Below are 25,286 nucleotides of genomic sequence, written 5' to 3'. Positions count from 1 at the left end.
TCATCCTCGACAACGGCACCAAGATCGGCGAAGTCGAAGTCGGCGAAGACGGTACCTGGGCATTCACCCCGGAAACCGAACTGGGCGATGGCGACCACGGCATCAGCGTGATCGTCCAGGACCCGGCCGGCAACCAGTCCGAACCGTCCGATGAGTGGGTCATCACCGTCGACACCCAGGCACCTGATGCACCGGTTATCGGCAGCGTCCTCGACGACGTTGGCGTCAAGACCGGCGAACTGGCCTCCGGCGATGTCACCGACGACCAGCGGCCCACCCTTTCCGGCACCGCCGAGAAAGGCGCCACTGTCGTCATCTACGACAAGGGCGTGGAGATCGGCCGCGTGGTCGCTGAAAGCGGTACCTGGTCCTTCACCCCGGAGCAGGACCTGGCCGAAGGCGAGCACAGCTTCACCGTGCAGGCCATCGATACCGCCGGCAACGTCTCCGAGCCGTCTGGCGCATTCGCGGTCGTGATCGATCTGGATAGCGATAGCACTCCGACGCAGCCGGTCATCGAGTCGGTGTACGACGACGCTGGCGACAAGACCGGTGACCTGCTGTCCGGCGATGTGACCGACGACAACCGCCCGCGGATCTCCGGTAGCAGCGACCCGCTCGTCACCGTGATCATCTACAACGACGGCGTCGAGATTGGCCGGACGCAGGCCAATGGCGAGGGCAACTGGAGCTTCACGCCGGAGAACGATCTGGTCGATGCTGTGTACAACTTCACCACCGTGGCCACGAACGCCGCTGGCAGCAGCGAACCTTCCGAGCCGTTCGAGGTGATCATCTACACCGGTAACGGCCCGCTCCAGGTCGCCCGCCTGTCCCACATGGGCAAGGACTCCGGCCAGGATGGCAATGACTTCGTCACCAACAGTGGCAGCTTCGGCCGCCTGATGTACGGCGTACTGAGTGCCGAGCTGGCTGCGGGCCAGAGCCTGCAGGTCTCCACCGACGGCGGCAAGACCTGGTTCGACGCCCTGGTCAATGGCACCGACTGGGCCGCCCAGGACCTGAACGCCCATACCGACAGCTGGAACATCCTGACCCGCGTCATGGGGGCGGACGGCAAGACTGGCTTCGTGATGGAGCAGAGCGTGGTCCTGGACACCACCGCCTCGCGCGCACCGTCCTCGATCCAGCTGGATGGCACCAGCTTGCTGGTGGCGTTCGATCCGTCCAACGTGGCCGTGGGCGACCGTATCTCGGTCATCGCCGACGGTGGCACCCAGCGCTTCGAGTACACCCTGACAGAAGTCGACATCATCGCCGGCAGCGTCAGCCTGGAAGTGGGTGCGATCAGCTCGGCCAGTGCCGCCCTGGTGGACCAGGCCGGCAACCTGTCCGGCTTTGCCAACACGGGCAAAGTTCCAAGTGGGGACTACGTCCTGACCGGTGACGTGTCCGAGGTGTACGGCACCACCAAGGACAACGTGTTCACCATCGGCGACGTCAGCGTGCTTCAGAACATCAAGGTGATCGAAGGCAACGCTGGCGTGGACACCCTGGAGCTGGCCGGCGCCGACCAGGTGCTGGACCTGTCCGCCTGGCAGGGCCGCCTCAGCTCCATCGAGATGATCGACATCACCGGTTCGGGCGACAACACCCTCAAGGTCTCCCTGGGTGATGTCCTCGACTTCGGCCATCGTGCCTTCATCAACGATGAAACCATGCAGCTGGCGATCAAGGGCAATGCCGGTGACACGGTCCAGATCAGCGACCTGCTGCCCAACGGCATGGATGTCGGCGACTGGGAACATCTCGGCCCCATCACCCTCCCAAGTGGTGTCTACGAGGTCTACCACCACACCGAGCTGGCTGCGGACATCCTTGTTCAGCAAGGCGTCACGGTGCAGTTCTGACCCATGGGCGGCGCCCGTTCCGGGCGCCCCTCCAACCCACCCGTCCTGCGCCAAAGGAGGCGCAGGACTCACCTCACCTCGAGGAGCTTTTCAAACATGATCTCCCGACACAGGAAACATGCTCTGCCAGCCTTGCTGGCCCTTCTACTGATTCCTTCGGCGTTCGGGCGTACCGAACAATCGACCAACGCTCAGGTATTCGGCGAGCAATACCGCGCCGTCGCACCGGCGGCAGCGGACCAGACACAGGTGGTCTACTACCGCCCCGCTTCCGATGTACTCAAGGCCCCGGGCGCCAACCTGTACATCAACGGACACTTTCACACCTCGCTGCTGCCGGGAGGCTTCACCACCTTCTGCCTGCCGCCAGGCCCGCACCTGCTCGGCGCTTACCAGAACGATGCGCCGCTCTATCGCGGAAAGACCGAGGAGCTCTACCGCGTCAATCTGGATGCTGGGAAGACCTACTTCGTGAAAGTGTCCGAAGACGGCAAAGGCATTCCTGTTTCGGTGGAACGCCAGGAGGCCGAGCAGAGCCTGCGTAATGCCCGCGAGCAAAAGCAGGCGATATCCCGTGCGGCCACCCCGGCCTGCAAGTCGTCCCTCTGACAGTTAAAGGCTTTCCAATCAGAAAGCCCGTTGCGTATCAAGGGGGTGTAGCGGACCCACCTCCGGCGTCAGGCGGCTGCATCCAGAAGGCAGAGGACCTGCCAGCTTCCCGCTCCGAGTTCGGCTCGTTGCAGGAAGAAAAGCGCAAAGCAGCCGTGCTGTCGCCAACCTTGGTACGGGGAGCGAATGGACTCGCTTCCTGTACCCCTGCACCTGCACCGGCTGGCCAAAACAAAAGTCTCGTACTCGTCCCAATGGACATAGGCCGTATTCGAACTGGCCCGACAGACGCTGCCCCCTACCAAACCCTAAAGTTCTGACCCGCTGGTAGGCACAGGGGTCCTCTTCATCGAACCGCTGCTTCCCCTGACACCTGCCCTCTCGGCCGGCGCGACCTGGAACCCGTTACACGGACCAGCAGCTGCAACGGCTCGCAAGGCGGCATCGATCCGCCGCGAATTCAGAACACAGAGGAACACAGAGATGTCATCGGCAAACCAACAACCGGATCCGCAGGACGCGTCCGTGATGCTTCCACCGCCCACGCGTGTCCTCGACACATTGCTCGAAGCCGCATTGTGGATGTGCAAGCACCAGGGCGCGCCACGCAGCGCGGATAGCCTGTGCGCGGGCCTGCCCAAAGGTAACCTGCTGACGCCTTCCCAGGCACAGACCGCCTTGGGAAACGCCGGCCTCACCACTGGTATCGTGCGCCGCCGTGCCCATGAATTCGCCCAGCACCTGATGCCGATCATCCTGCTGCGCAAGGATCAGGGCGCCGCCGTTCTGTTCGGCTCCCGACGCAACGCGGAAGGCAAGCTGGTCTATCAGGTAATGCTGCCGGAAATGGGTACCGACACCCGTGTCGAGATCGATGGGCAGGAACTTTCCGAGTGGTACTCGGAGCACGCCATCCTGGTGAAACCAAGCGCCCAGGTAGACGCTCGTGCAGGGGTCGAAACCCCGCGCTCCGCGGGCCACTGGCTGTTCAGCACCCTGTGGCACTACCGCCGCTACTACCGGAGCGCAGCGATCGCAACGGTACTGGTCAACGTCCTGGCCCTGGCCAGCATCTTCTTCACCATGAACGTGTACGACCGGGTCGTACCCAACCAGGCCTACGTCACGCTCTGGTCGCTGGCCATCGGCGTGGGCATCGCCATGTGTTTCGAGGCGATCACCCGTTACCTGCGCGCCCACCTGCTGGACGTCGCGGCGAAGAAAGCGGACCTGGTACTCGGATCTCGCCTCTTCCGCCAAGCATTGGGCGTACGCATGGAACACAAGCCCTCATCGGCCGGTGCCTTCGCCAACCAGTTGCGCGAATTCGAATCCGTGCGTGACTTCTTCACGTCAGCCACGCTGGCCGCACTCTCCGACCTGCCGTTCGTACTGTTATTCGTCGGCGTGATCTTCATGATCGGTGGTCCGCTCGGCTGGGTGTGCCTGCTGATGGTGCCGTGCATCCTGGCGATCAGCGTCGCGGTCCAGTGGCCACTGGCCCGCACCATGCGTGAAAACCTGCGTGAGTCCTCGCTCAAGCAGGGCGTTCTGCTGGAGTCGGTGGAAGGAATGGAAACCCTCAAAGCCGTTGGCGGCGAAGGCTACATGACCCGCCGCTGGGAAGCCTTCAGCGCCGCAGCGGCGAGCACTTCGATGAAGTCGCGCCAGCTCACCAGCACAGCCCTGAACCTGGTGACCTTCCTGCAACAACTGCAGACCGTCGTACTGGTGGTAATGGGTGTCTACCTCATCGGTGCCGGCGACCTCTCCCAAGGCGCACTGATCGGCACGGTCATGCTGGCGGGTCGCGCCACGGCTCCCCTCACCCAGGTGGCCGGTCTCGCCGTGCGTTTCCAGCAGGCCAAGGCCGCCCTGTCGACGCTGAACCGCCTGATGGAAATGCCCCTGGATCGCGAGCCGGAGAAAAAGTACCTCCAACAACCCTCCCTGCAGGGCAACCTCGAACTCAAGGCCGTCCAATTCTCCTATCCGGCGCCGCCGGACAAGCCCAACCCGCCGGTGCTGGAAAAAATCACCGTGGAAATCCAACCGGGCGAGCGCGTGGCCATCCTGGGCAAGATCGGCAGCGGCAAATCGACACTGCTGCGCCTGATCGCCCGCCTCTATCGCCCCACCGCCGGGCAGATGCTGATGGGTGGACTGGACGTCGAACAGATCGATCCCGCCGACTGGCGTAACGCGGTCGGCTACGTCGGCCAGGATGCCCGTCTGTTCTACGGCACGCTGCGCGAAAACATCATGATCGGTCGCCCCGACGCCTCCGCTGACGAGTTGCTGCGGGTCCTGAAACTGACGGGCCTGGACCAGGTGGCACAGAAGCATCCCATGGGCATCAACCTACCGATCGGTGAGATGGGTGAAGGTCTGTCGGGGGGCCAGCGACAGCTCGTGTCCCTCGCCCGCAGCCTGCTGGCCCGCCCGCAGATACTGCTGCTGGACGAGCCCACCAGTGCCATGGATACACAGACCGAAGCGATCTTCATGGCGCACCTGGCTCGCGCCACCGAAGGACAGACCCTGGTCCTGGTCACCCACCGCACCTCGTTGCTCAACATCGTGGACCGCATCCTCGTGGTGGACGAAGGCCGCATCGTGGCCGATGGCCCCAAGAACGACATCATCGCTGCGCTGACCGCATCGAACGACCAGCCGGCCAACCAGAAAGCGGCTCCCGTTCAGCCGGCAACGGCCCGCTCGACCACCCACCCGGCGGCGAAGGTGGAAACCACCACCCGCATCGCCCGTTGAGAAACAGCACCATGATCAAATCATTCACGCGTCCTTTCCGACGCACGCCCAAGGACGCAGCGCTGAAACCCGGCGATGCGGCCTTCATGAGCGATCTGCGCGAATCGCTACTTATTCAATCCACCCCCGGCTCGCGCCTGGTGCTGGGCGTGATCGGCGCACTGCTGATCACGGGTCTGACCTGGGCGCATTTCGCTCGGGTCGAGGAGATCACCCAAGGTGAAGGCAAGATCGTGTCGAAGAGCCGCGAACAGCTCATCTCGAGCCTGGAAGGCGGCATCATCGACGAGCTGCTGGTGCGCGAAGGCGACATCGTCGACAAGGGGCAGCCACTGATCAAGATCAACCCGATCCGCGCCGAGTCCACCTACCAGGAAATGCGCACCAAGCTGATGGGCCTGAAAGCCATGATGGCGCGGCTGCAGGCGGAGGCCTATCAACAACCGCTGGGATTTCCAGAAGAGCTCCTGACCGAGCCCTTGATGATCGAGCAGGAAACCAATGCCTACAACGCGCGCAAGCAAGCACTGACAGACAGCATCAGGGCGCTTCAGCAAAGCCATGAGCTGATCCTGAAAGAGATCGCCCTGGCCGAACCGCTCGCCGCGCGCGGCCTGCTTTCGGAGGTGGAGATCCTGCGTATGCGACGTCAGGCCAACGATCTGAAGATCCAGATGGTCGAACGACGCAACCGCTACCAGGGGGAGGCGAACAGCGAACTGGTCAAGGTCGAACTCGAAGTCGCACAGATCACGGAAGGACTGGTGGGGCGCAAGGACGTGCTCGAACGCACCACGATCTACGCCCCGGTATACGGGACGGTGAAAAACGTCCGCATCAGCACCATTGGCGGCGTGATCCAACCCGGCGAAGACGTCATGGAAATCGTCCCGCTGGAAGACCAACTGATAGTCGAGGGCCAGATCAAGCCGCAGGATGTCGCGTTCCTGCGCCCCGGCCTGCCGGCCACGGTCAAGGTATCCGCCTACGACTACGGCATCTACGGCGGCCTCAAGGGCACCGTCGTGCACATCAGCCCCGACACCCTGCAGGACGAGAAGAAGCTCGCTGCCGGGCGCCCGGACGCCACCTATTACCGGGTCCAGGTGCTCACCGACACCAGTTGGCTGGAGTCCGCCAGCAAGCGCCTGCCGATCATTCCCGGCATGACGGCCACAGTGGAGATCCGCACCGGCGAGAAAACCATCCTGGACTACCTGCTCAAACCCATCTTCAAGGCTAAAGAAGCCTTCCGTGAAAGGTAACGGACCATGTATTCGACGAAGATCACACGAACCAGGTCCGTGCGTCGCGACTGGCCCCTGCGGACACTATTCATGGTCATGGTCGGCGGCCTGCTCCTTATGCCGCAAAGCCTTCTGGCACAACCCGTGGTACAGGATGTCCAGCTCAACGCCGAGCGCACCGTCAACCTGAAAGCGGCGGATGACACACCGAAGCCGGCCGCGCCTTCGGCAGTCACTCCGGGCACGGCGAATGGCAATGGCAATGGCAATGGCAATGGCAATGGCAATGGTCGTATAGCCTCGACCACCGCGCCGACCAATGCCGGCAAAGGGCGTGGCTCCGTGCACTTCTCCGAGTGGCTCAAGGACAATCCGGACGCCGCGCGCCGCAGCAGCACCGGCAGCGTTCAGGAGAGCGAAATCCGCGCGATCCTCGCTCGAGCGCTGGACCGCGCCGTCGACCGCAGTCCGTTGCTGCGTCAAACCCATGCCGAGCAGGCTGCCGCCGCAGCCGATGTGCGCGAAGCCCAGGGCCAGCGCTGGCCGCAGATCGACGTGGGCGCGAATAGTCGGCCGGCTTCGCTCGGCGGCGCCTCGAACGACAGCACCAACCCTCAGGCCATCAACCTGAACATGACCACCAATGTGTTCGATTGGGGGCGCACCAGCAGGACCATCGAAAGCCGCAAGGAACTCAACAACGCAGCCGACCAGAAGTACCTGGCCAACCTCGAAACGCTCGCGCGCGATGTATCGCTGAACGTAGTGGAACTTGAGAAGAACCGCCGCGTCAGCGCCATCAGCCAGCACTATGTCGAGCGCATGAGCACACTGGTGGGCATGCTCAAGGAGATCGTGGCCACCGACCGAGGACGCTCCAGCGAACTGACGCAGGCCCGCGCCCGCCTGATGGAAGCCCAGGCCAGCCTCGATGCCTCCAGAGCGCGTGAGCGAGATAACGAGATCAAGCTGCGCAAGCTGATCGGCGAAGCGCCGGTACGGCTGCCCGAGAATGGCGACTGGGCCCTGGTCAGCGCCAACCTCAACGACCTTCTCGCCGCGGCGCAACAACACCCTGCCCTGCGCCAGGCCGAACATGAGGCTAACGCATCTGAACGTCACGCCGAATCGCTGCGCGCGGGTGAAAAACCGCAACTGAACTGGGTGGTGACCAAGACGACAGGGGAGGACCAACTGGGTCGCGAGCAACCCTGGCAAACCATGGTGACGGTGAACTGGCCATTGTTCCGGGGCGGCTCCGCCCGGGCCGCGCGCGAGGCCGCACTGATGCGCGCCGATGCCGAACGCGAGCGCAAGGCTCAGCAGCAACTGGACCTGGAGTTCGAGACACGTACAGCCGAGCAGGACGCCAACACGCTGCTTTCCAGGGCAGACCTCTACCGCGACCTGACCAGCGAGACTGACGCAGTGCGCAAGGCGTTCTTCGAGCAGTGGTATCACCTGGGCCGCCGCACCTTGCTGGATGTCCTGATCGCCGAGAGCGACCACAACAGCAACCGCATCAATGAGGTCTCGAACCGCTTCGATGGCTACCAGGCCATCCTTAAAGCCTATGCGAGCGCCGGCCAGTTGACCCAGTGGCTGCGCGGCAGCCAGAACCCGAAGGAATAAAAGCGGGCTCGCCACGGGCACTCGCCAACCAACTTTCAGACTTGAACCTCGCGCTAAAGCAAACTCTCGGACAAGTCCTTATTTTTTAATGGCCTGATAGCAATATAGTTATCTGGCTGTCAGATCGAGCGCGCCACAAGCACTCGGAGAACATTATGAAGATCAACATCATCGTCGCCGACGACCACCCCGCAGTGCTTCTGGGTATCACCCACGAGCTTGCGGCCATCCCCACACTGGAGATCGTCGGCCAGGCAAAGAATTCGACAGAAGTGATAGAACTGCTCTCAACGCTAAGTTGCGACATTCTAATCACCGACTATGTCATGCCGGGTGGAAGCGCAGGAGACGGGATAGCCATGCTGTCCTTCCTGCGCCGTCGCTATCCTGACTTGAAGATCATCGTATTCACGACCATCAATAATCCGGCGATAGTCGCCGAGATACTCAAACTAGGTGTTGGTTCGGTGCTGAACAAGGTCGACGACGTTGGCCACCTCATTTCCGCGGTACATGCCGTGTATGCCGGTGCCACCTACATCTCGCCACAACTCAAGGCAGCAGCCCAGCAGTTGAGTCACAACAACGGTTCGCGCAGCTCCAACTACAAGCTGACACGACGAGAATCCGAGGTCATTCGCCTGTATGTATCAGGCCTTTCGGTCAATAACATTGCGAATCAGTTGAAGCGCACCAAGCAGACCGTCAGCTCCCAGAAAGCCAGTGCCATGCGCAAGCTTGGACTCACCCGCGATGCCGACTTGTTCCGTTTCGCCTATGAAACAGGAATAGTCGACTCTGGTCAGCCGGTAGAAGCGACCTCTATTCCGGAAAACCCACTGGCATCCAGCAAGGAAAAGATCTACGTAACACACTGAGTCACTCTGCTTTCGGTTTTTTCATTGGCGGCATGACTACCAACAAGGCTACATGATCAAAATTTTGATGCGAAAACCAGCTCTCCGGAGCTGGCTCAATTACTAGAAACAAGACAACACCAAGGAAGAACATGCGCAAATCAAAGTATCGCGCTGTCACTAACACTCTGTTGGAATTCTCGAAACTTAACGAATCCGAACAGAATGCGTTCATTTCAATCATGAACAAATTCCTGCTCGCCTCTCACAAGCGTCGCAAGCTTTTTGTAGAGCAGTGGGAATTCGAAAAAGCTTCCTTGGAAACGCTTCCAGACGAGACAGAAAATGCGAATACCTCGCCACCTGGCTGACACCCCTTCCAAACTCATCAGCTCACGGGCCATCGACTTTACCGAGCCAACGCTGAGAATGGCACTAAGGACGGGCGAAGGCCTGCGTATAGTCGTACAGCCTCAGTTCAACCTCGACACGGGGAAGATCGTAGGCGCGGAAGCACTGGTACGCTGGCGGTACCTGGAGCGTGAAATTGCTCCGGATCGTTTCCTGCCGACGCTGATTCGACTCGGATTAGAGCGTGACTTGTTCGAGTTCGTACTCGATCAGGCCCTGGGCCTGCTCCTGACGCTAGAGCGCTTCAACATCCAGTGCCCCATCGCGGTGAATGCCTCGGCAACGGTACTGTCCAGTGCGGATATGCCGCACAATCTGGAAGCACGCCTGAGACATTCCGGCCTGCCTGCTCATCTGCTGAAGATCGAGCTTACCGAGGACGTCGCCGCGCCGGATCTGGAAGCACTCGCGGTGCGGCTTTCCGGCATTCGCGAGCGCGGCATCGGCATCAGCATGGATGACTTCGGCGTCGGCCGGTCCTCGATGAAGCGACTCGTCTCGCTGCCATTCTCCGAGCTCAAGATCGACCGGATGTTCGTGCAGGAGATAGCCAACTGCCCAGCCTCCAACGCCGTCGTGCAAACCTCGCTGGGCCTTGGCGCCAAGCTGGGCATACAGGTGGTGGCCGAAGGCGTCGAGACCGGCGAGCAGGCGATTCTGCTGCGGGACATGGGCTGCTCCCGTGCCCAAGGCTTCGGCCTGAGCGCCCCGCTGGAAGTCGGCGCCTTCATCGGGTATCTGGCACGCAACCTGAAACACGAGATGGCCGACACGATTTCCGCCATGGCGCAGCACCAGGGAACCCCACTGTACGGATGCCGCACAGCAAGCCTGCGGGCTTGACTGCTCCAATCGCTTGAGCGTCCGGGCCGGCCAGCCGAACAAATGTGACTCAGTCGCCAGATCGAACCAATCACCCAAAAAACGACTGACACGCCCGATAAAAAACAAGGATTAGTCCTATTCTTCCGCGAAAAGGTGTTCGCGGGAGATAGGCCATGTCGTGTCTCTGGATCAGGGTTCTCGGTCTCGTCATGTTCGTAGCCCTGAGCGGCTGCACAAGCGCGGTCCGCAGCGTATCGCCCGACGAGCCACTGCCCGGCTACTTCAAGGTCAGTTCGAGTGGCGCGGCTGCGCTGCTCTACATGGGCAGCGCGGTGCAGTGGAACGAACGCTATGCGGTCAGCGCCGCGCACATCCCCTCTCTGCCCAATGTGGTTCATCGCTGCAGCACCGGCTGCGACCTGGTGTTCATTCGCCGGGACGCCGAGGACAAGCCTCCAGCCTGGCGCCCGGCCATCACCGGCGAAGTCTTGGAAACCGTTGGACAAAGCCCCTTGCTTACTACGGTCAAAGGCACCGGTACCAGCAAGGCACAACGAGTGCGCTTGAACGAGAAAGGCGACCGTACCCCGTATGCCCTCAGTGATGCGCCGGTGATCGAAGGCATGTCCGGCGGGCCGATATACGGTGCCGACGATGCCGTGGTGGGCATGACGGTCGGCATCTACTTGCCACGTTTGCCACTTCCCCCGTCACTCGCGAACAGCGAGACCCTCACCGTCTACGTGCCCTACGACATCATCCAGCGTGAATGGCAGCTCTTCTCGGCGCGCCAGAGCGTTGAGCGGTATTCGCTGCGCGAAGTGGCACTGCACGAAACGCCCGCGAAAACGGGTCAGCCCTCGCGTCTTGTATCGACACGCTGGAAACCCTGAACAAGAAGAACGTGAGCCTGGTCTGGAACGGGTGCGCTCCGGGATAGGCTTCATCCTGCCAGCCCGGACAGCCGAATCCGATGACTCATGACCACGCCCTGAGGACGTGGTTTCCCAAGTTCAAATCAGGCAGCAGTTTGGATAATGTATCGCGAAGACCAACGTCTAACTTTTCCAATTAAAAATAGAGCCATACCTACAACCCACCAACAGAATTCATACCAGTCTTGTTTACCGCCACATAGCACTCGTCCAAACTCAGCATTTCCCCAGAAGCCTAAACAAAGGTTTAGCGAAATGAGCAGTTGGTACGAAGTAAAAGCAAACTCCACCGGAACGTTCCGCTTCCGACTCAGGTGCCCTGAAGGCAAGATGCTGATTGAAAGCTCCACCTACGAAAGCAAGAACGAGGCAATTAGCGCGATCGAACTCATGAGTAAAGTCTGCGCAAACCCGGACCGTTACAAGCGCTTTATCCACTCCAGCGGAAAAAACTACTTCTCGCTGAAGGACAAAGCCAACAAGGAAATCATCGCAAGCCATCTCTATGACTCCGAAGCGACTCGTGACAAAGCCATGGAGTTCATCGCACAGATGGGCCAGTCGAAAGAAGTCAAATTCCTCTGATGATACAATCAGGCCCCGGATGAGAAGGATTGAACCGAGCCATACGGGGCCTACTTCCGGATTGATCGTAGTTCCTACCGGTAAATGAGTCAGAGGGGACCATCCAACCTGAACTCCCTTTCCCCCTGTACCGAGAGCGGAATCGTTGAAGGCATTGCAGTGGCATGGCAACAGGACGCGTCAATATCACGCACTCGATGGTGGAAAGACATGAGATTTTCGAGTTGATAGATATTAATCGGCCGCGGCAGCAGTCCAAGTAAGGGGACCTTGTTCAGCCAGGCCCAGCGCAACATGGACAGTTGTCGCGCCTCCGTCACATCGGCCAACAGGATGATGTGCTGGATCTTCCCCCCCAACTCTTTCAACTCCATGCACCCCTGCACGCCATAACTAAAATCGTCATATACCATGTAGTCGAAAGACCTTCCCTCCCTGACCAGACTCAGCGCCTCCTTCACATTGGTACAAAGCGTCAGACTGAAAAATCCCAGCTCATTCATTATCCGGGTATATTCAATAATATTCCCTGCATTCTCGCAGAGTATAAGTGTTTTACTAACGGACCGATGCATCGACTTATCACTCATTTAATCTGAATTAATCCAGATACTACTCCGGAGCTTCAGTGGCGATGAATCTGATCAATCCCAAAGAAAAGACACATTCTTGGTACAAATTCGATTAACGGATTTTCAGAGCATTGTCATGATTACGGTCGTCGGGATGCACTTGCTGCAACCCGACTCGTCAGACGTTGTAGCCGGTTCACCGGCTGCAGCCTCGCGCCGTTTTTCCAGCAACTGACCACGAGTCCCAGGACCAGTCACCCCATCGATGAGCATGGAGCGACCCCGTCCATGCGAACACGCGCTTTTTCCCTTTAGCTCAGGAGGCTAAGGATCGCAATGAACAGCAAACCGCCCATTATCATTTCCAGACTCGACCTTGAGCGCCTGGAACGCCTGATCGACGACCACGAACGAATCGACCCGTATCTGGAAGCCCTGCAAGCCGAACTGGATCGGGCCGAAGTAGTGGCTCCCGATGCTGTTCCACCGGAAGTCGTCACCATGAACTCGACAGCTCGCTGCCGCGAAGAGTCCAGCGGCAAGGAGTATGTTCTGACGCTGACCTACCCTCAGCAGGCCTCGGTACACGGGAAGGTGTCCGTCCTGGCCCCGATCGGCAGCGCTCTGCTGGGCCTTTCCGTCGGCCAGCGGATCGACTGGCCAAGTCCGGGTGGCAAGACCCTGAAGCTGAACCTGCTGGGTGTAGAGCGCCAGCCATTCGCAGCGGGGCATTCGGGGTGTTGAGACAACACCCCGAATGCAGATGACGAACAATCTCAGGTGACCTCGCAACAGTAACCGGCCCCATCAACACCTACACGCGACTCCCGATAACGCAGCCCCGCCCGGGTAGTACAGAGGACACTCTGGCTGATTTGAGGCAACAGGCCGTTGATCAGCAGCGCCTTGATCATCCGGGCACCGGTCTCCACCTCGGTGCAGCGGTTGACGATCAGTTGCACTAGTTCTTCGTCGAAGCGGCACGCAATCTCATGGTTGTCCCAGAGACGCTGGGCGATGCGCGACAATCGCAGTCGGACGATTTCCACCAGGCTGGCATCAGCCGGTGGATAGTAGGGCACCACTTGCAAGCGTCCGAGCAGTGCCGCCGGGAAGACCTACAGAAGCGGCTCGCGCGCAACCTCGACCAGCACCTCGGCTTCCGGCGCGGGTGTTCCCCCCCGGCACAAGGCATCCAGCCACTCACTGCCGATGCCTGAGGTCAAGATGATCACGCAGTTGCGGAACTCGATCAGCCTGCCCTCGTCGTCTTCCATCCAGCCCTTGTCGAAGACTTGGAAGAACACCTCATGGACGTCCGGGGAGCCGGTGGCGAACGTGGCCACCTCATTCTCCGGAGCTCCGGGCCCTGGTCAATGTCGGAAGGGGCGGGCGACCTGAAGTGGCTGTTACCTAAAGCCCCACCCAGGAGCGCGCCTGCTTCTAAAGCCGACGTTCCACCTCATTGAAATCGCAACTTCCTTCACCTCTACGCATTACTTATCGATGCATCCCGCTGTTCTGGAACCTAGCTCCGGCGCGGCCTCCAGTGATGGACTCGTGCATGGGGGAGAGTTCTGGCCTCTTACTTGCACATACTTGTATGTACAGGAATGGACGCGTACAGATACTCGCATTTCACCTGTACAGACCTGCAACGATCAGGCTGCCGAGATTCGACCGGTGCGCTGAGCGCGGTCATCGGCTTTTGATTACAAGAACAACTGGGAGAGCAATGGAATGAGCACACAACCCAAACTGCAGCGTGGCCTGAGCGCACGCCATATCCGTTTCATGGCCCTGGGCTCGGCGATCGGCACCGGACTCTTCTACGGCTCCGCCTCGGCGATTCAGATGGCCGGGCCGGCAGTGCTGCTGGCCTATATAATCGCGGGCGCGGCGGTGTACATGGTGATGCGCGCGTTAGGGGAGATGGCCGTGCACGAGCCAGTTCCCGGTTCCTTCGGCCACTACGCCAGTAGCTACATCGGGCCGCTGGCAGGCTTCATCACCGGCTGGACCTATGCCTTCGAGATGATCATTGTCTGCCTGGCCGATGTGACCGCCTTCGGTATCTACATGGGCTTCTGGTTCCCCGAGGTTCCGCGCTGGATCTGGGTGCTGTCCATCGTGTTCTTCATCGGCGCGCTCAACCTCTGCAACGTCAAGGTATTCGGTGAGCTGGAGTTCTGGCTGTCGCTGATCAAGGTCAGTGCCATCGTTGCAATGATCCTCGCTGGCTTCGGCATCATGCTCTTCGGCTTCGGTATGAGCGGGGGTGGCTCCGGTGCGGCTAGCGGCATCGAGAACCTCTGGGTTCATGGTGGATTCATGCCCAACGGCATCAGCGGGCTGGTCGCTTCCTTCGCGGTGGTGGTGTTCGCGTTCGGCGGCATCGAAATCATCGGCATCACCGCAGGAGAGGCCAAGGACCCGCAGCGCGTGCTGCCCAAGGCGATCAATGCGGTGCCCATGCGTATCCTGCTGTTCTACGTGCTGACTTTGTTCGTCCTTATGGCGATATTCCCCTGGCAGCAGATCGGCACCCAGGGCAGCCCCTTTGTACAGATATTCGATAGCCTGGGGGTCAGCTCGGCTGCTGCCATTCTCAACGTGGTGGTGATTTCCGCAGCCATCTCCGCGATCAACAGCGACGTCTTCGGTGCCGGTCGCATGCTCTTCGGCATGGCCCAGCAGCGCCAGGCGCCGGCTTGCTTCGGCCAGGTATCGCGCCACGGTGTGCCTTGGATGACCGTGGTGGTGATGGCCGCCGCTTTGCTTCTGGGCGTGCTGCTGAACTACCTGATCCCGGAAAATATTTTCCTACTGATCGCCTCCATCGCCACCTTCGCCACGGTCTGGGTCTGGCTGATGATCCTGCTCGCCCAGATCGGTATGCGCCGCCGCATAGGCCGCGCGGAAGCCGCAGCACTCAAGTTCCCCGTCCCACTCTGGCCCGTCGCTCCGGCCGCGGCCGTCGGCTTCATGCTGTTTATCATCGGCGTACTCGGCTACTTCCCGAAGACCCAGCCGGCACTTTGGGTTGGCATGGTCTGGATTGCCCTGCTAGTAGCTTCTTACTGGCGGTGGGTACGTCCAGCCAGCGGCCGAGGACACTCGTTGTCGCCGCAGGGCGACTGAGGTCGCAACTTCATGGTCGTGGTTCCTGGAGTACTTCACAGGCGCCGTGAAGCTCGTTACGCCGGACGAGCAGAAGCTCGATGTCGCGATTCACGCTCGGCCAGATTCTGTGCGCCTGGTTGTACTCCAGATCCCTTCGAAAGATCGTTTCGCAGACTTGAACAACTTGAGAGGCTGTTGCGGCCGCCGCGACGATGCATTCGCCGGTCGAACACTTCAGGCTCAGAAGTACTTCAGCCAGGCAATGTCACGGCGACGCGCCTTGAGCCGGGCGAACCAGCGAACGGGCAGGTAGAGCGCGACGACCAACAGCAGCGAGCACAGCCACACCGGCAGCACTGAGTCGAAGCCGAAATACTGCCCGTGGTTCGGCCCCCATATCGCCATGCTGGACAGGTACAGCAGCTTCAACACATACAGGTGCAGCAGGTAGAAGAACATCGGTGCCGCGCCGAACACCGCCAGCAGGCGTGCCAGGTTGACCTGCCCGCGACGCTCGAAAAACACCAGCAGCAAGAGTCCGATGCCCAGTGTCAGGGCGAGGAACAGCAGCGACGGTGGGTATTTGGTGATGTTCAAGAAGCTCATCAGCGTCTGCAGTGCCGTCTCGCCGCTGGTCCAGGGCTTGTCGCCGTAGCTATTGCACAGCCGCAGTACCACGAAAGTGCCCAGCGCGGCGGCGGCGCATAGCAGCAGGTTGCGCCGACGCTGCGCGGAGTCCGTGGTACGACCGAACCAGGGCCCTGCGGCATAGCCCAGAGCGATCACACCGATCCACGGCAGCAACGGGTAGGAAGTGCGCAGACGCAGCCAATCACCGACCTCGATCCAACCGCGGTCATGCAGTATCGACCAGGGGATATACGCCCAGTCGCCCGGTATGACGTGCACACCATCAAGCAGGTTGTGCCCCGCCACCAGCAACAGCCCGAGGGCGGCCAGCACAGCGCGTGGCAGCCAGACCAGTATCGAGAGCGCCAGCATGCTCAGACCGATGGCCCAGATCACTTGCAGATAGATGACGCTGGGCGGCAACTGGAAGGTCCAGGCGAAGTTCACCAGGGTGATTTCCAGCGCCACCAGAAACAGGCCTCGCTTGAACAGAAAGCGTGAAACTGCTGTCCGGCCCTCGTGCTTTTCCCCATAGAGGAATGCCGACAGGCCGGTGAGGAAGACAAAGATCGGTGCGCACAGGTGCGCCAGGGTGCGGCTGAAAAACAGCGCGGGTTCGGTCTGGCTCACGTCCATCGGGTCGCTCACCTGCATGTGCAGGTAGAACGTCTCGCGGACGTGGTCGAGAAGCATGAAGAGGATCACCAGCCCACGAAGGGCATCGATGGAGTGGAGCCGGGAGGAAGGTATCGCTGTCATCTGAATCAACTGCCACAAGATTTATGTAATATTATTACGTACTATATCTCCCGACCACCAGTGTCATGGGCATACAAACGAGCCCGGGGCGGCGGTCGCCATCTCCAGAAAGATTGCTTCAGTCAGCACCCCATGAAACCAGGCCAATCACTTCATCCCCCGATGTTCGACGTGGGCCGGCGCGTAACTACTGCACCAGCCGGCCTCGACGGCTCCGCTTAGGCAATCCAGTCCGCTCCAGCCGCTTTGCAGAATTCCCCAGATCACCCTGACAAACCTTCAAGGAAACACGATGAAGTACGAACTCGTTCCCCTGGCGGTATTGGCGGCGCTTGCCAGCGCGGTCAGCCAAGCTGCGCAGAGTGGCGAATCCACCATCACCCTCGGTGAGATCCATGTGGACGGTAGCGCTGGCCAATCGCTGCAAGCAGGCGGCAGCAGCGTGCTGACCTCGGTCGATGTCCTCGGCAGCGACAAGGTGGAAGACAAGAACGTGATGAACAGCTGGGAGCTGCTGGGCCAGATGCCCGGCATCCAGCTCACGGAAACCCGCCAGGGCGCCGAATCCGGCAAGGCCACCTTCCGCGCCTTCAACGGCGAGGGTTACATCAACGGCATCAAGACGCTGATCGACGGCGTGCCGAGTAACGTCAACAGCGGCAACCAGCGCTTCATTGATATGGTGTTCCCGCTCGACATCGACTACATCGAGGTGGTGCGCGGCACCAACGATCCTCGCTACGGCCTGCACAACATCGGTGGCAACATCAACTTCGTGACCCGCCAGGGCGGCAACTACACGGACAGCCGGCTGACCTACGGCAGCTTCAACACCCAGGAAGTGCAACTGGCAGTGGGCCACGAGTCAGAGAACTTCGCGCAGAACTACTTCCTCGCCAAGCAGGACTCCGACGGCTATCGGGACCATGACCAGTCGAACAAATACTCCCTCAGCGGCAAATGGTTCTACACCGACGATGCCAGTCTGCTGAAACTGGGCCTGGTCACTCGCCTCTACCACCACCAGGCCGAAGAGCCGGGCTTCCTGACCCGCGAAGAACTCAAGGCCAGCCGCACCGATTCCGACCCGAAGAATGCCAACGACGGTGACGACCGCGACATGAAACAGGTGGCGGTGCACCTCGACTGGCAGATGCGCGACGACCTGAGCCTGAGCAACAAGCTCTACTACAACAGCTACGAAGACGACCGGAAGGTGACCTTCACCAGCTACCCGGTCGGCAATGCACCGCGCCAGCGCCGCCAGTGGGATGAGCAACAGACCGGTATGCTGAGCAGCATGACCTGGGCGACCCGCGACTGGCTGACCCTGGAAGGAGGCCTGAACGTCGAGCACCAGGACAACGAGTACCGCCGCTACCGCTACAACTACAGCGTACCGACCAACTTCGACACGACTCCCGCACGCGTCCAGAACGACGACGCCTACACCCTCGATAACTTCGGTGCCTACGTGCAGGCGGTGATCCAGCCGATCGAGTCGCTGAAGATCATTCCGGCCTACCGTGTCGATCGCTTCTACGGCGAGACCGAGTTGCCCGACGGCACCGAAGCCGACCTGCAGGACTACGGCTCGATCCAGCAACCCAAACTCAGCGTGGTCTACAGCCTGACGCCGAACATCAACCTCTACGCCAACTGGGGCCGAACCTTCCAGATCCTCACAGGCTCCAGCGCGCCGGCGTACATGACCGCCGGACAGGCCAGCTTCGACCCCTCGATCAACACCGGCAAGGAAGTGGGCATCAAGTTCAGCCCGGTGAATGGCACCGAAGCGCGCATCGCCGTGTGGCAGCAGGACGCCACCGACGAAGTGGCGAACATGCCCAGCACCGGCACCACCGTAGGCCTGGGCGAGACCCGTCGGCGCGGCATCGACCTGCAAATCACGTCGAACATCACTGACCAGTGGTCCGTCTGGGCCTCCCACGCCATCCAGGAAGCCAAAGTGGTCAGCGCCTACACCGCCAGCGGTGCGTCGCTGGCAGGCAAGGAGGTGTTCTCCACGCCGCGCTACATCAGCAACCTCGGCACGGACTACCAGCTCAACCACGACTGGCGCGTCGGTCTCCAGGCCCGGGCCCAGGGCGACTACTACATCGACGAGCTGAACCAGCAGGGCAAATACGGCGGATACGCGCTGCTGGACGCCAACGTAAGGTACACGCTCTCCCCCACCGCTAGCGTGGATGTCCAAGTGAAGAACCTCACCGACCGGGAGTACGAGTACGTCTGGTACGACAACTTCTTCTGGGGCGGCGATGACCAACCCATGTTCTCGCCCGCACCGGGACGAACCGCCTACCTGTCCCTCAACCTGAAGCTGTAAACGGAAGGCGCTGTCGACCCGCCCCCCCGGCCCACCGGTGTGGGCCTGCCACGCAGGTTTCCACCGGCCACCAGGGCGTAGCCATCGCTGCGTTATTGGTGGACGGGAAGGCGTGGCTGCCGCTGAATGAATGCGCGCGTTTGCTGGAGCGGGCGCCGGTCGTGCTTGGTTAGAGAGAAAGGGGGCAGGAGAATGGATCTGCCGCCGTTCTCAATAACGATCTTCGCCTGTACGGCCCCCCAAAAAAATGAGATAGCCCAGGACCGCCAGGCCGCGATCAACGCCGACCAGCGCGGGAGGCAGCCGCAACAGCGTGAAGCGGTGCGACCAGTCGATTTCACTGATGATGGTCGCCCGCCAGATGGCTTTGCCCTCCGGCGTGGGTTGGAAAGGCGCCCCGAGTAACGTTTTTGTGCAAAAAGCCTGGTTTAGTAGCAAAAATAAGCAACTGGTAGCCTTTTTGCGCACCGAGCATCGGTTAGCGTTTTCGACTAACGTACTCCATCCAGTAACGTTTTCAGGTTCCCGGTAGAGGATTTCTTCCATGCAGGTCGGCTTCAAAGCTCTGGCGGCCCGCTACGGGGTCGAACCGGCACAACCTCTACGCGTCGACTCGGTGATCGGCACGGTGCGTGCGAACCGCGACACGGGGCGCCGAGTCGCTAGCGCGAGCCGCGGCTTTAGCATTTGGCTTTGTCTACATCCATCCCATGCGGGATGGCAACGGACGGATCCATCGCTTCCTGATCAACGACACCCTCGTTCGAGACAATGCTGTCCCGAATGGCGTGATACTGCCGGTCTCTTCAACCATCACGAGTTCAACCGAATTTCGTGCCGGCTACGACAAAGCGCTCGAGGTGTTCTCGCGCCCATTCATGCGGCGCTATGCGACGTCCTATCGGTTTAGCGAACTCGTTACCTACGAGGACGGTACTCCCAGCAACTTCGTGTTCGACGACTACGACGATGCGCGCTTTGCCTGGCGCTATCCGGATCTGACCACTCACGTTCTGTACACCGCGCGAGTCGTCGAGCATACGATTCGAACGGAGATGGCCGAAGAAGCCAGAGTCCTGGTGATCTTTCAGCTCGCCAAGGCGCGGCTCAAAGAAGTCGTGGAGATGCCAGACCAGGATTCGAACCGCATCATTCGTGCCATCAAGGAGAACGGCTGGAACGTCTCCCGCAAACTCAAGAGGGAGTACCCGCGACTCGACGATGAGCGCCTGGCAGAGCGCGTCGTGGAGGCCGTTCAATCGGCATTTGAAGGCCGGGAGATGAAAGGCGGCGACGTGTGAACTCCTTCACATCCGTCGGATCCTGAGGTCGGCCACAGGCGATTACCCGTGGCTGCAATGGCCGGATTGGCTGATGGCGAACGGCCTGGCGGACGCACGACCGAAAGGCGTGCTGCGTTTCCACCGATACGACCTGGTGACCCAGGCCGAAGCCCAGGTCGACCAAGGCGGAACAACGCCAAGCTGAGCTGCGAAAGGCGCTTGGGATTCCTGTGCCCGATCAGCGCGGCTCAGCCGCCAGAATCGCCCCCGCCAGCTCCAGGTCACTGCGCGCTTGCAGCTCAGGATTCTCGCTACGAAGCCGTTGCAGCTCCGCTTCGAGGTACGGCCCGCGAATCTCGCCCTCGCTGGCGATGAAGCTGCTGGCGTCGTCTTGCACCGGGCCGACGACTTTGTCGTCGCCGCCGCTGGTCAGGTAGGTGGAGGCCGTCGTGGCGCCGGTGGAGATGAGGTTGCGCAGCAGGTCATCGTGATCATCCCGTGCCAAGACCGATGTGCAAGGAAGGGCAATGAGGACGAGGGTTGCAGCGGTGATGCGGAAACGCATGGTGACTCCTTGGTGTTTGCGTTTCCCTCAGAGTGCGGCCCGTGAAACGAGTTCCAGCCTGCGTTGACCGATCACCGTGCTTTTCACCCGCCGTCTGTCAGGTTGCGACATCCGACCTCGGAACCCTGCCGCCCACGCTGTACTAGACTGCACCACCACTGTGCACAGGAGCAGCGTTGATCAGGGCTCCGCGCACAGCGCATCCAGGATTTCCAATCACTGCATCCGGTAATTCGCTGGCCAGGAGAGCCGACCTTCCCAGGGGAGCGCGAGCCCAACCATGCCGTACAGAAAGCACTTGATTGCCACTGCCACTTGCCTTTCAGCCATCTGTATTTCCAGCACCCAGGCCAGCGAGTCGGCCATTCAGGCGCATTGCCTGGAAAAATGGAGCGGTGACGCCATGCGCGCCTACTGCCTGGAGGAACAACGTGAAGCGGCTGACGCGGTCGCCGGCTACAGCGGAGCGATTCGCAGCCGCTGCGAGTCGGAATGGCACGCCGACTTCCATATGGTCCTGTTCTGCATCAAGGAGCAGCAGTCTCCGTCCCAAGCCGCCGTTTCAGATGCGATAGCGGATTAGGCAAGCAAACGTCGTAAGAACGAGCCCTGCTCGCGAAGGGATCTCCGTTCGCGAGCAAGCTCGCTCCTACAGGAATGCCGCCAGCTACTCCAGCAATCCAGCCACTCCATACAACTCCGGGCGGCGGTCGTCATGCAGGTGGTTTTGCTGGCTGATGCGTTTGTTGCGCGCGTCGTCCAGCTTCAGGGTGGCCATCAGGATCTGTTCCCCGCCCTCCTCGGCCGGCCCGGCCAACGGGTAGCCGTCCGGGTCGACGATGACCGAGCCCTGCACCCAGTTCACCCCGCGCTCCGTTCCATGACGGTCGCAGGCGGCGATGAAGAGGCGATTGACTGCGGCATTGGCCTGCACGCGCACCACTTCGGCCGGGCGCTCGATGGGCGGGCGCGGGCCGTCCGGCCAGTTGACCGGTGCGCAGAGCAGGTCCGCGCCGGCCAGTGCGGGCAGGCGCACCCATTCGGGGAATTCCAGGTCGTAGCAGACCATCACGCCGATCCGCCCGAAGGCGGTTTCCACCACCGGCGGCGGTTCGCTGCCGGCGGTGAAGATGGCGTTCTCGGCGTCCCACAGGTGGGCCTTGCGGTAAATCGCGCGCACACCCGTGGCGTCCACCAGGGCCGCGCTGTTGGCGACCCGCTGTGCATCCAGCCGCTCGCAGAAACCGCCGACAATGACGATCTCCAGCTCGCGAGCGAGGGCCTGCCACAGGTGCAGCGTCGGCCCGTCCAGGGGCTCGGCCAGGGTCAGCGCCTCCGCCAGGTCGCGGAAGACGTACCCGCTCTGCACCAGTTCCGGCAGCACCACCACCCGGGCGCCCTGCAGCGCCGCCGCGCGGATGGCCCGCTCGGTGATGCGGCGGTTGTGGGCGAGATCGCCGACTTTCGGCGCCAGCTGGCAACAGGCTACCGGGATGTTTCTGGAGGCGTTCACTGGGTTGTACTCCCTGCTGTTTCCGTCACTGCGCCGGGTCCGCATCCGGTCGGGCGATGGCGAGAATGTCGCGCTCGCTGAGGCTGTCGATGAGGCGTCGTTCGCCTTCCAGGTCGAGCGAGCGGCTGAGGATGAAGTAGGTCAGGCCGGAGACCAGCAGCCCCACCAGCCAGGCGATATCAACGCCGTCCAGCAGGCGCGCCATGGGGCCGACGAAGACTTCCTGGCCGGCGGCGGCATCGAAGATGAAGAAGAACGGGACCATGCAGGCGAAGCCCACCACATAGGCAACGATGCCCCGCAGTTGCCAGGCGCCATACATGCCCTTGGGCGTGAAGAAGTGCGGGATCGCATAACGGCCCTTGCGCACGAAGAAGTAGTCCACCAGATTCACGGCGGTCCAGGGCACCAGGAAGTAGAGCATCAGCACCAGGAAGGTGTTGAGGATGGAAATGCCGTTCCCGCGGATAGACAGCACGCAGGCCAGGACCACCAGCGTGATGACGCATATCGACAGCACCCGTGCGCGCGGCGTGGGGTCGATGCGGCGAATGGAGTCGATCCCGGTAAGCAGGGTCAGCATGGCGCTGTAGGTGTTGAGCGCGATCACCGGCAGGAAGCCCACCACCGACACCAGCACCAGCACATGGCCCAGCCCCGGCATGAGGGAAGTACCCACGCGGTCCAGCGCCACCAGCGCGTCGGACGCCTGCAGCAACTGCGCGAGCCAGGCGCCGAGGCCGATCATCCACGCGCCCGACAGGGAGGCACCGAGAAACACCGCGGCGATCAGCTTGGGCCGGCTGGTGTTCTTCGGCAGGTAGCGCGAGTAGTCGGACACATAGGGCGCGTAGGAGATGTTGTAGCTGGCGGCGATGGCGAACTGGGTGGCAAAGGCGACCCAGCTGAAACCGAGGCTGGCCGGTTCGGCCGTCTCCACCTGCCCGGCACCGAACATCAGTGCGACAGTCACCAGCGCATAGAGCGGCAAGGTCAGCATCAGCGCCCACTTGAAGGCCTTGTGCATCAGGTCGTGGCCGTAAATCGCCAGCAGCGCGCCGATGGCGATCACCACGCAAGCCACGGGGATGGCGTCCAGCCCGAAGACGTTGTTCAGGCCATCGATGATCAGCGAGACGTTCACCACGTTGAAGCCGACGAACACGAACATGGTCGCCAACAACGCCAGCACCACCCCGCGATAGCCGAACTGCGCGCGCGACTGGATCATCTGCGGCAGCCCCATCTCCGGCCCCTGGGAACCGTGGAAGGCCATGAACAGAGTGCCGAACATGATGCCCAGCGCGCCGGCCAGGGTTGTCCACAGGGCGGACAGCCCGAGGCTCGGGCCGACGAAGCCGATGGAGATCGTGAAGAAATGGAAGTTGCCGAGGAACCAGAATGGCCCCTGGCTGCTGAGCCGGGCATGGCGCTCGGACTCGGGAATGTAGTCGATCGAATGGCCTTCGATGGCCAGGCCGCCGTTGGCTTCAGCCGCCTGGGCGGGCTGGGTGGACCCTGACATGGGATGCTCCTTCGCTCTCGGTCGAGCGAACTGTTGTTCTTGTGAGGATGCGGTCAGCGGCTACGCAAGGCCCCTGCCATACATCGGCTTCATCTATGTTGGGTGAGGTAGCGTCGCCCAAACCCTGTGGCGAACGCCTCCGAACGCGCCCTATGATGGCGCGCCCGCGACCTGGCTCCTGCCCTTATCCCTGCTGGCTATCAGCCCTGCCGCTGAAGCCGCAATCTAGGCGCCCCGGCAGGCGCTTAAAATAGCGCGGGCCAACTGTTCACATAGACTGAACTCTATGTAATTAACTTTCGGAGGCTGCATGCTGGGGAACGTGTCCGAGCTGGATATCCGCTTGATCCGCATCTTTCTCGCCGTTGTCGAAGCGGGCGGTATTTCGGCTGCGCAGACCGCGCTCAACACCTCGCAACCCACCATCAGTGCCCAACTGGCCTCGCTGGAAACCCGCGTGGGATTCCGCCTGTGCCAACGCGGCCAGGCCGGTTTCGCCCTCACCGCCAAAGGCAGCCAGTTCGTCGAAGCGGCGCGCCGTCTGCTGGCTGCAGCCGAAGGCTTCCGCCTAGAGGTGCAGCACATCAACCGCACGCTCACCGGCACGCTGAATGTCGGCCTGCTCGGGCAGATCGACCCGACCGCCAACAAGAAAGTCGCCCAGGCCATCGCCCGTCTGCGCGCGCGGAACCAGGGGCTGTATTTCCAGTTCACCGAACTGTCGTCGTCCTTCCTCGAAGAAAAACTGGTGAACGGCCACCTCGACCTTGCCATCGGCTACTTCTGGCGGCGGCACGACAGCCTCGACTACTTCTCGCTGTTCTCTGAAACGCAGATTGCCTATTGCGGCTCCTCGCACCCGCTCTACGAACAGGCGGGCTCGCTCGCCAGCCAGGACGTGGCCGAGCACGAATGGGTCTGGCCCAGCCACCCGTTGCCGGAAATGCCAGCGCCTGCCGCCATCGACCGCTTGACCGCCCTCACCGACAGCATGGACGGCGCCGCTTTGCTGATTCTCTCCGGCCAGCACCTGGGCTTTCTGCCACAGCACTATGCGGCGCGGCATGTGGAACTGGAGCAACTCCGCGCGCTCGATCCGGCGCAACTGCGCTATGAGGTGCAGTTCCACGTGGCGGTGAGGCGCTCCACCCGGCAGAGCGAGTTGGTGAGCACCTTTCTGGCGGAATTGATGGACGTGTTCGAAGTAGCCTGACGCCGAACA

At 61.4% G+C, this 25,286-nt stretch carries 23 protein-coding genes and 1 pseudogene; 15 read left to right on the top strand and 9 right to left on the bottom strand.

What is annotated here, in order from left to right:
* The 6 genes from FFS60_RS23430 to FFS60_RS23405 form a co-directional block, all read left to right on the top strand.
* Positions 1–1,871 (top strand): Ig-like domain-containing protein (locus tag FFS60_RS23430; protein ID WP_256658137.1); only part of this gene is annotated, 1,871 nt, incomplete at its 5' end.
* A gap of 96 nt (positions 1,872–1,967) precedes the next feature.
* Positions 1,968–2,480, top strand: a complete 513-nt coding sequence (locus tag FFS60_RS23425; RefSeq protein WP_137823317.1) for a hypothetical protein — start codon at positions 1,968–1,970, stop codon at positions 2,478–2,480.
* A 483-nt stretch (positions 2,481–2,963) separates the two neighbouring features.
* A complete protein-coding gene (locus tag FFS60_RS23420; RefSeq protein ID WP_137823316.1) occupies positions 2,964–5,252 on the top strand; it encodes a type I secretion system permease/ATPase in 2,289 nt (762 codons plus the stop codon).
* Between the two features lie 11 nt (positions 5,253–5,263).
* Positions 5,264–6,517 (top strand): HlyD family type I secretion periplasmic adaptor subunit, encoded by a 1,254-nt coding sequence (locus tag FFS60_RS23415; protein ID WP_137823315.1) that lies wholly within the window; start codon positions 5,264–5,266, stop codon positions 6,515–6,517.
* Between the two features lie 39 nt (positions 6,518–6,556).
* On the top strand, positions 6,557–8,131 hold the full coding sequence (locus FFS60_RS23410) for a TolC family protein (RefSeq protein WP_171016565.1): 1,575 nt from the start codon (positions 6,557–6,559) through the stop codon (positions 8,129–8,131).
* Between the two features lie 155 nt (positions 8,132–8,286).
* Positions 8,287–9,009 (top strand): response regulator transcription factor, encoded by a 723-nt coding sequence (locus FFS60_RS23405; protein WP_137823313.1) that lies wholly within the window; start codon positions 8,287–8,289, stop codon positions 9,007–9,009.
* A 1-nt stretch (position 9,010) separates the two neighbouring features.
* On the opposite strand, the gene FFS60_RS23400 is transcribed toward FFS60_RS23405, so the two are convergent.
* Entirely contained in the window at positions 9,011–9,232 is a 222-nt protein-coding gene (locus tag FFS60_RS23400; protein ID WP_137823312.1) for a hypothetical protein, read from the bottom strand.
* Between the two features lie 101 nt (positions 9,233–9,333).
* Here FFS60_RS23400 and FFS60_RS23395 point away from each other — a divergent pair, with 101 nt between their 5' ends.
* From FFS60_RS23395 to FFS60_RS23385, 3 genes are all read left to right on the top strand, one after another.
* Positions 9,334–10,242 carry an EAL domain-containing protein gene (locus FFS60_RS23395; protein ID WP_137823311.1) on the top strand — a complete coding sequence of 303 codons (909 nt, stop codon included), beginning with the start codon at positions 9,334–9,336 and terminating at the stop codon, positions 10,240–10,242.
* A 155-nt stretch (positions 10,243–10,397) separates the two neighbouring features.
* Positions 10,398–11,117 carry a serine protease gene (locus FFS60_RS23390; RefSeq protein ID WP_137823310.1) on the top strand — a complete coding sequence of 240 codons (720 nt, stop codon included), beginning with the start codon at positions 10,398–10,400 and terminating at the stop codon, positions 11,115–11,117.
* Between the two features lie 297 nt (positions 11,118–11,414).
* Positions 11,415–11,744 carry a YegP family protein gene (locus FFS60_RS23385; protein ID WP_171016564.1) on the top strand — a complete coding sequence of 110 codons (330 nt, stop codon included), beginning with the start codon at positions 11,415–11,417 and terminating at the stop codon, positions 11,742–11,744.
* 89 nt (positions 11,745–11,833) lie between these two features.
* On the opposite strand, the gene FFS60_RS23380 is transcribed toward FFS60_RS23385, so the two are convergent.
* Positions 11,834–12,334 carry a hypothetical protein gene (locus tag FFS60_RS23380; RefSeq protein WP_137823308.1) on the bottom strand — a complete coding sequence of 167 codons (501 nt, stop codon included), beginning with the start codon at positions 12,332–12,334 and terminating at the stop codon, positions 11,834–11,836.
* 318 nt (positions 12,335–12,652) lie between these two features.
* Between FFS60_RS23380 and rnk the strand changes: the two genes are divergently transcribed.
* Complete coding sequence (rnk, locus tag FFS60_RS23375; RefSeq protein WP_137823307.1) at positions 12,653–13,060, top strand: nucleoside diphosphate kinase regulator; 408 nt, start codon at positions 12,653–12,655, stop codon at positions 13,058–13,060.
* Between the two features lie 32 nt (positions 13,061–13,092).
* On the opposite strand, the gene FFS60_RS28915 is transcribed toward rnk, so the two are convergent.
* Positions 13,093–13,398 carry a hypothetical protein gene (locus FFS60_RS28915; protein WP_218570614.1) on the bottom strand — a complete coding sequence of 102 codons (306 nt, stop codon included), beginning with the start codon at positions 13,396–13,398 and terminating at the stop codon, positions 13,093–13,095.
* A gap of 36 nt (positions 13,399–13,434) precedes the next feature.
* Positions 13,435–13,662: an AAA family ATPase gene (locus FFS60_RS28910; RefSeq protein WP_218570613.1), complete on the bottom strand. Its 228-nt coding sequence runs from the start codon at positions 13,660–13,662 to the stop codon at positions 13,435–13,437.
* A gap of 394 nt (positions 13,663–14,056) precedes the next feature.
* On the opposite strand from FFS60_RS28910, the gene FFS60_RS23365 reads away from it, so the two are divergent.
* Complete coding sequence (locus FFS60_RS23365; protein WP_137823306.1) at positions 14,057–15,457, top strand: amino acid permease; 1,401 nt, start codon at positions 14,057–14,059, stop codon at positions 15,455–15,457.
* A gap of 222 nt (positions 15,458–15,679) precedes the next feature.
* Here the strand turns inward: FFS60_RS23365 and FFS60_RS23360 are convergent, their stop codons facing one another.
* Entirely contained in the window at positions 15,680–16,828 is a 1,149-nt protein-coding gene (locus FFS60_RS23360) for a DUF1624 domain-containing protein (RefSeq protein WP_137823305.1), read from the bottom strand.
* Between the two features lie 292 nt (positions 16,829–17,120).
* On the opposite strand from FFS60_RS23360, the gene FFS60_RS23355 reads away from it, so the two are divergent.
* The gene (locus FFS60_RS23355) at positions 17,121–19,178 is read left to right on the top strand and encodes a TonB-dependent receptor (RefSeq protein ID WP_137823304.1); all 2,058 of its coding nucleotides are present in this window, start codon (positions 17,121–17,123) and stop codon (positions 19,176–19,178) included.
* 210 nt (positions 19,179–19,388) lie between these two features.
* On the opposite strand, the gene FFS60_RS23350 is transcribed toward FFS60_RS23355, so the two are convergent.
* A complete protein-coding gene (locus FFS60_RS23350) occupies positions 19,389–19,724 on the bottom strand; it encodes a hypothetical protein (protein WP_137823303.1) in 336 nt (111 codons plus the stop codon).
* A gap of 95 nt (positions 19,725–19,819) precedes the next feature.
* Here FFS60_RS23350 and FFS60_RS23345 point away from each other — a divergent pair.
* Positions 19,820–20,479: pseudogene (locus FFS60_RS23345) on the top strand (Fic family protein); the annotation flags it as partial.
* Between the two features lie 220 nt (positions 20,480–20,699).
* Here FFS60_RS23345 and FFS60_RS23340 read toward each other — a convergent pair.
* A complete protein-coding gene (locus tag FFS60_RS23340) occupies positions 20,700–21,026 on the bottom strand; it encodes a DUF2388 domain-containing protein (RefSeq protein WP_028628843.1) in 327 nt (108 codons plus the stop codon).
* 280 nt (positions 21,027–21,306) lie between these two features.
* Here FFS60_RS23340 and FFS60_RS23335 point away from each other — a divergent pair, with 280 nt between their 5' ends.
* Positions 21,307–21,609, top strand: coding sequence for a hypothetical protein (locus tag FFS60_RS23335; RefSeq protein ID WP_137823302.1), 303 nt, complete (start codon positions 21,307–21,309; stop codon positions 21,607–21,609).
* 84 nt (positions 21,610–21,693) lie between these two features.
* Here the strand turns inward: FFS60_RS23335 and FFS60_RS23330 are convergent, their stop codons facing one another.
* Together FFS60_RS23330 and FFS60_RS23325 are read right to left on the bottom strand one after the other, a co-directional pair.
* The gene (locus FFS60_RS23330; RefSeq protein ID WP_371926482.1) at positions 21,694–22,584 is read right to left on the bottom strand and encodes a nitrilase family protein; all 891 of its coding nucleotides are present in this window, start codon (positions 22,582–22,584) and stop codon (positions 21,694–21,696) included.
* Positions 22,565–24,064, bottom strand: a complete 1,500-nt coding sequence (locus FFS60_RS23325) for a cytosine permease (RefSeq protein ID WP_137823300.1) — start codon at positions 24,062–24,064, stop codon at positions 22,565–22,567. The genes FFS60_RS23330 and FFS60_RS23325 overlap by 20 nt, the downstream gene beginning before the upstream one ends.
* 310 nt (positions 24,065–24,374) lie before the next feature.
* On the opposite strand from FFS60_RS23325, the gene FFS60_RS23320 reads away from it, so the two are divergent.
* Positions 24,375–25,277, top strand: a complete 903-nt coding sequence (locus FFS60_RS23320; protein WP_137823299.1) for a LysR family transcriptional regulator — start codon at positions 24,375–24,377, stop codon at positions 25,275–25,277.
* Positions 25,278–25,286: the final 9 nt, after the last annotated feature.

The sequence above is a fragment of the Pseudomonas sp. D(2018) genome (assembly GCF_005502555.1).
GTDB lineage: Bacteria > Pseudomonadota > Gammaproteobacteria > Pseudomonadales > Pseudomonadaceae > Metapseudomonas > Metapseudomonas resinovorans.
The sequence above is the reverse complement of the archived record's forward strand: the minus strand, read 5'-3'. Positions and strand labels throughout refer to the sequence as shown.

Excerpts from the sequence above, each read along its gene's own strand:
- FFS60_RS23360 (WP_137823305.1), bottom strand. The coding sequence starts at position 16,828 with ATGACAGCGATACCTTCCTCCCGGCTCCACTCCATCGATGCCCTTCGT.
- FFS60_RS23340 (WP_028628843.1), bottom strand. The coding sequence starts at position 21,026 with ATGCGTTTCCGCATCACCGCTGCAACCCTCGTCCTCATTGCCCTTCCT.
- FFS60_RS23365 (WP_137823306.1), top strand. The coding sequence starts at position 14,057 with ATGAGCACACAACCCAAACTGCAGCGTGGCCTGAGCGCACGCCATATC.
- FFS60_RS23395 (WP_137823311.1), top strand. The coding sequence starts at position 9,334 with ATGCGAATACCTCGCCACCTGGCTGACACCCCTTCCAAACTCATCAGC.
- FFS60_RS23385 (WP_171016564.1), top strand. The coding sequence starts at position 11,415 with ATGAGCAGTTGGTACGAAGTAAAAGCAAACTCCACCGGAACGTTCCGC.
- FFS60_RS23335 (WP_137823302.1), top strand. The coding sequence starts at position 21,307 with ATGCCGTACAGAAAGCACTTGATTGCCACTGCCACTTGCCTTTCAGCC.
- FFS60_RS23405 (WP_137823313.1), top strand. The coding sequence starts at position 8,287 with ATGAAGATCAACATCATCGTCGCCGACGACCACCCCGCAGTGCTTCTG.
- FFS60_RS23400 (WP_137823312.1), bottom strand. The coding sequence starts at position 9,232 with ATGATTGAAATGAACGCATTCTGTTCGGATTCGTTAAGTTTCGAGAAT.
- FFS60_RS23390 (WP_137823310.1), top strand. The coding sequence starts at position 10,398 with ATGTCGTGTCTCTGGATCAGGGTTCTCGGTCTCGTCATGTTCGTAGCC.
- FFS60_RS23330 (WP_371926482.1), bottom strand. The coding sequence starts at position 22,584 with ATGCGGACCCGGCGCAGTGACGGAAACAGCAGGGAGTACAACCCAGTG.
- FFS60_RS23355 (WP_137823304.1), top strand. The coding sequence starts at position 17,121 with ATGAAGTACGAACTCGTTCCCCTGGCGGTATTGGCGGCGCTTGCCAGC.
- FFS60_RS23325 (WP_137823300.1), bottom strand. The coding sequence starts at position 24,064 with ATGTCAGGGTCCACCCAGCCCGCCCAGGCGGCTGAAGCCAACGGCGGC.
- FFS60_RS23420 (WP_137823316.1), top strand. The coding sequence starts at position 2,964 with ATGTCATCGGCAAACCAACAACCGGATCCGCAGGACGCGTCCGTGATG.
- FFS60_RS23415 (WP_137823315.1), top strand. The coding sequence starts at position 5,264 with ATGATCAAATCATTCACGCGTCCTTTCCGACGCACGCCCAAGGACGCA.
- FFS60_RS23350 (WP_137823303.1), bottom strand. The coding sequence starts at position 19,724 with ATGGAAGAAATCCTCTACCGGGAACCTGAAAACGTTACTGGATGGAGT.
- FFS60_RS23380 (WP_137823308.1), bottom strand. The coding sequence starts at position 12,334 with ATGAGTGATAAGTCGATGCATCGGTCCGTTAGTAAAACACTTATACTC.
- rnk (WP_137823307.1), top strand. The coding sequence starts at position 12,653 with ATGAACAGCAAACCGCCCATTATCATTTCCAGACTCGACCTTGAGCGC.
- FFS60_RS23320 (WP_137823299.1), top strand. The coding sequence starts at position 24,375 with ATGCTGGGGAACGTGTCCGAGCTGGATATCCGCTTGATCCGCATCTTT.
- FFS60_RS23425 (WP_137823317.1), top strand. The coding sequence starts at position 1,968 with ATGATCTCCCGACACAGGAAACATGCTCTGCCAGCCTTGCTGGCCCTT.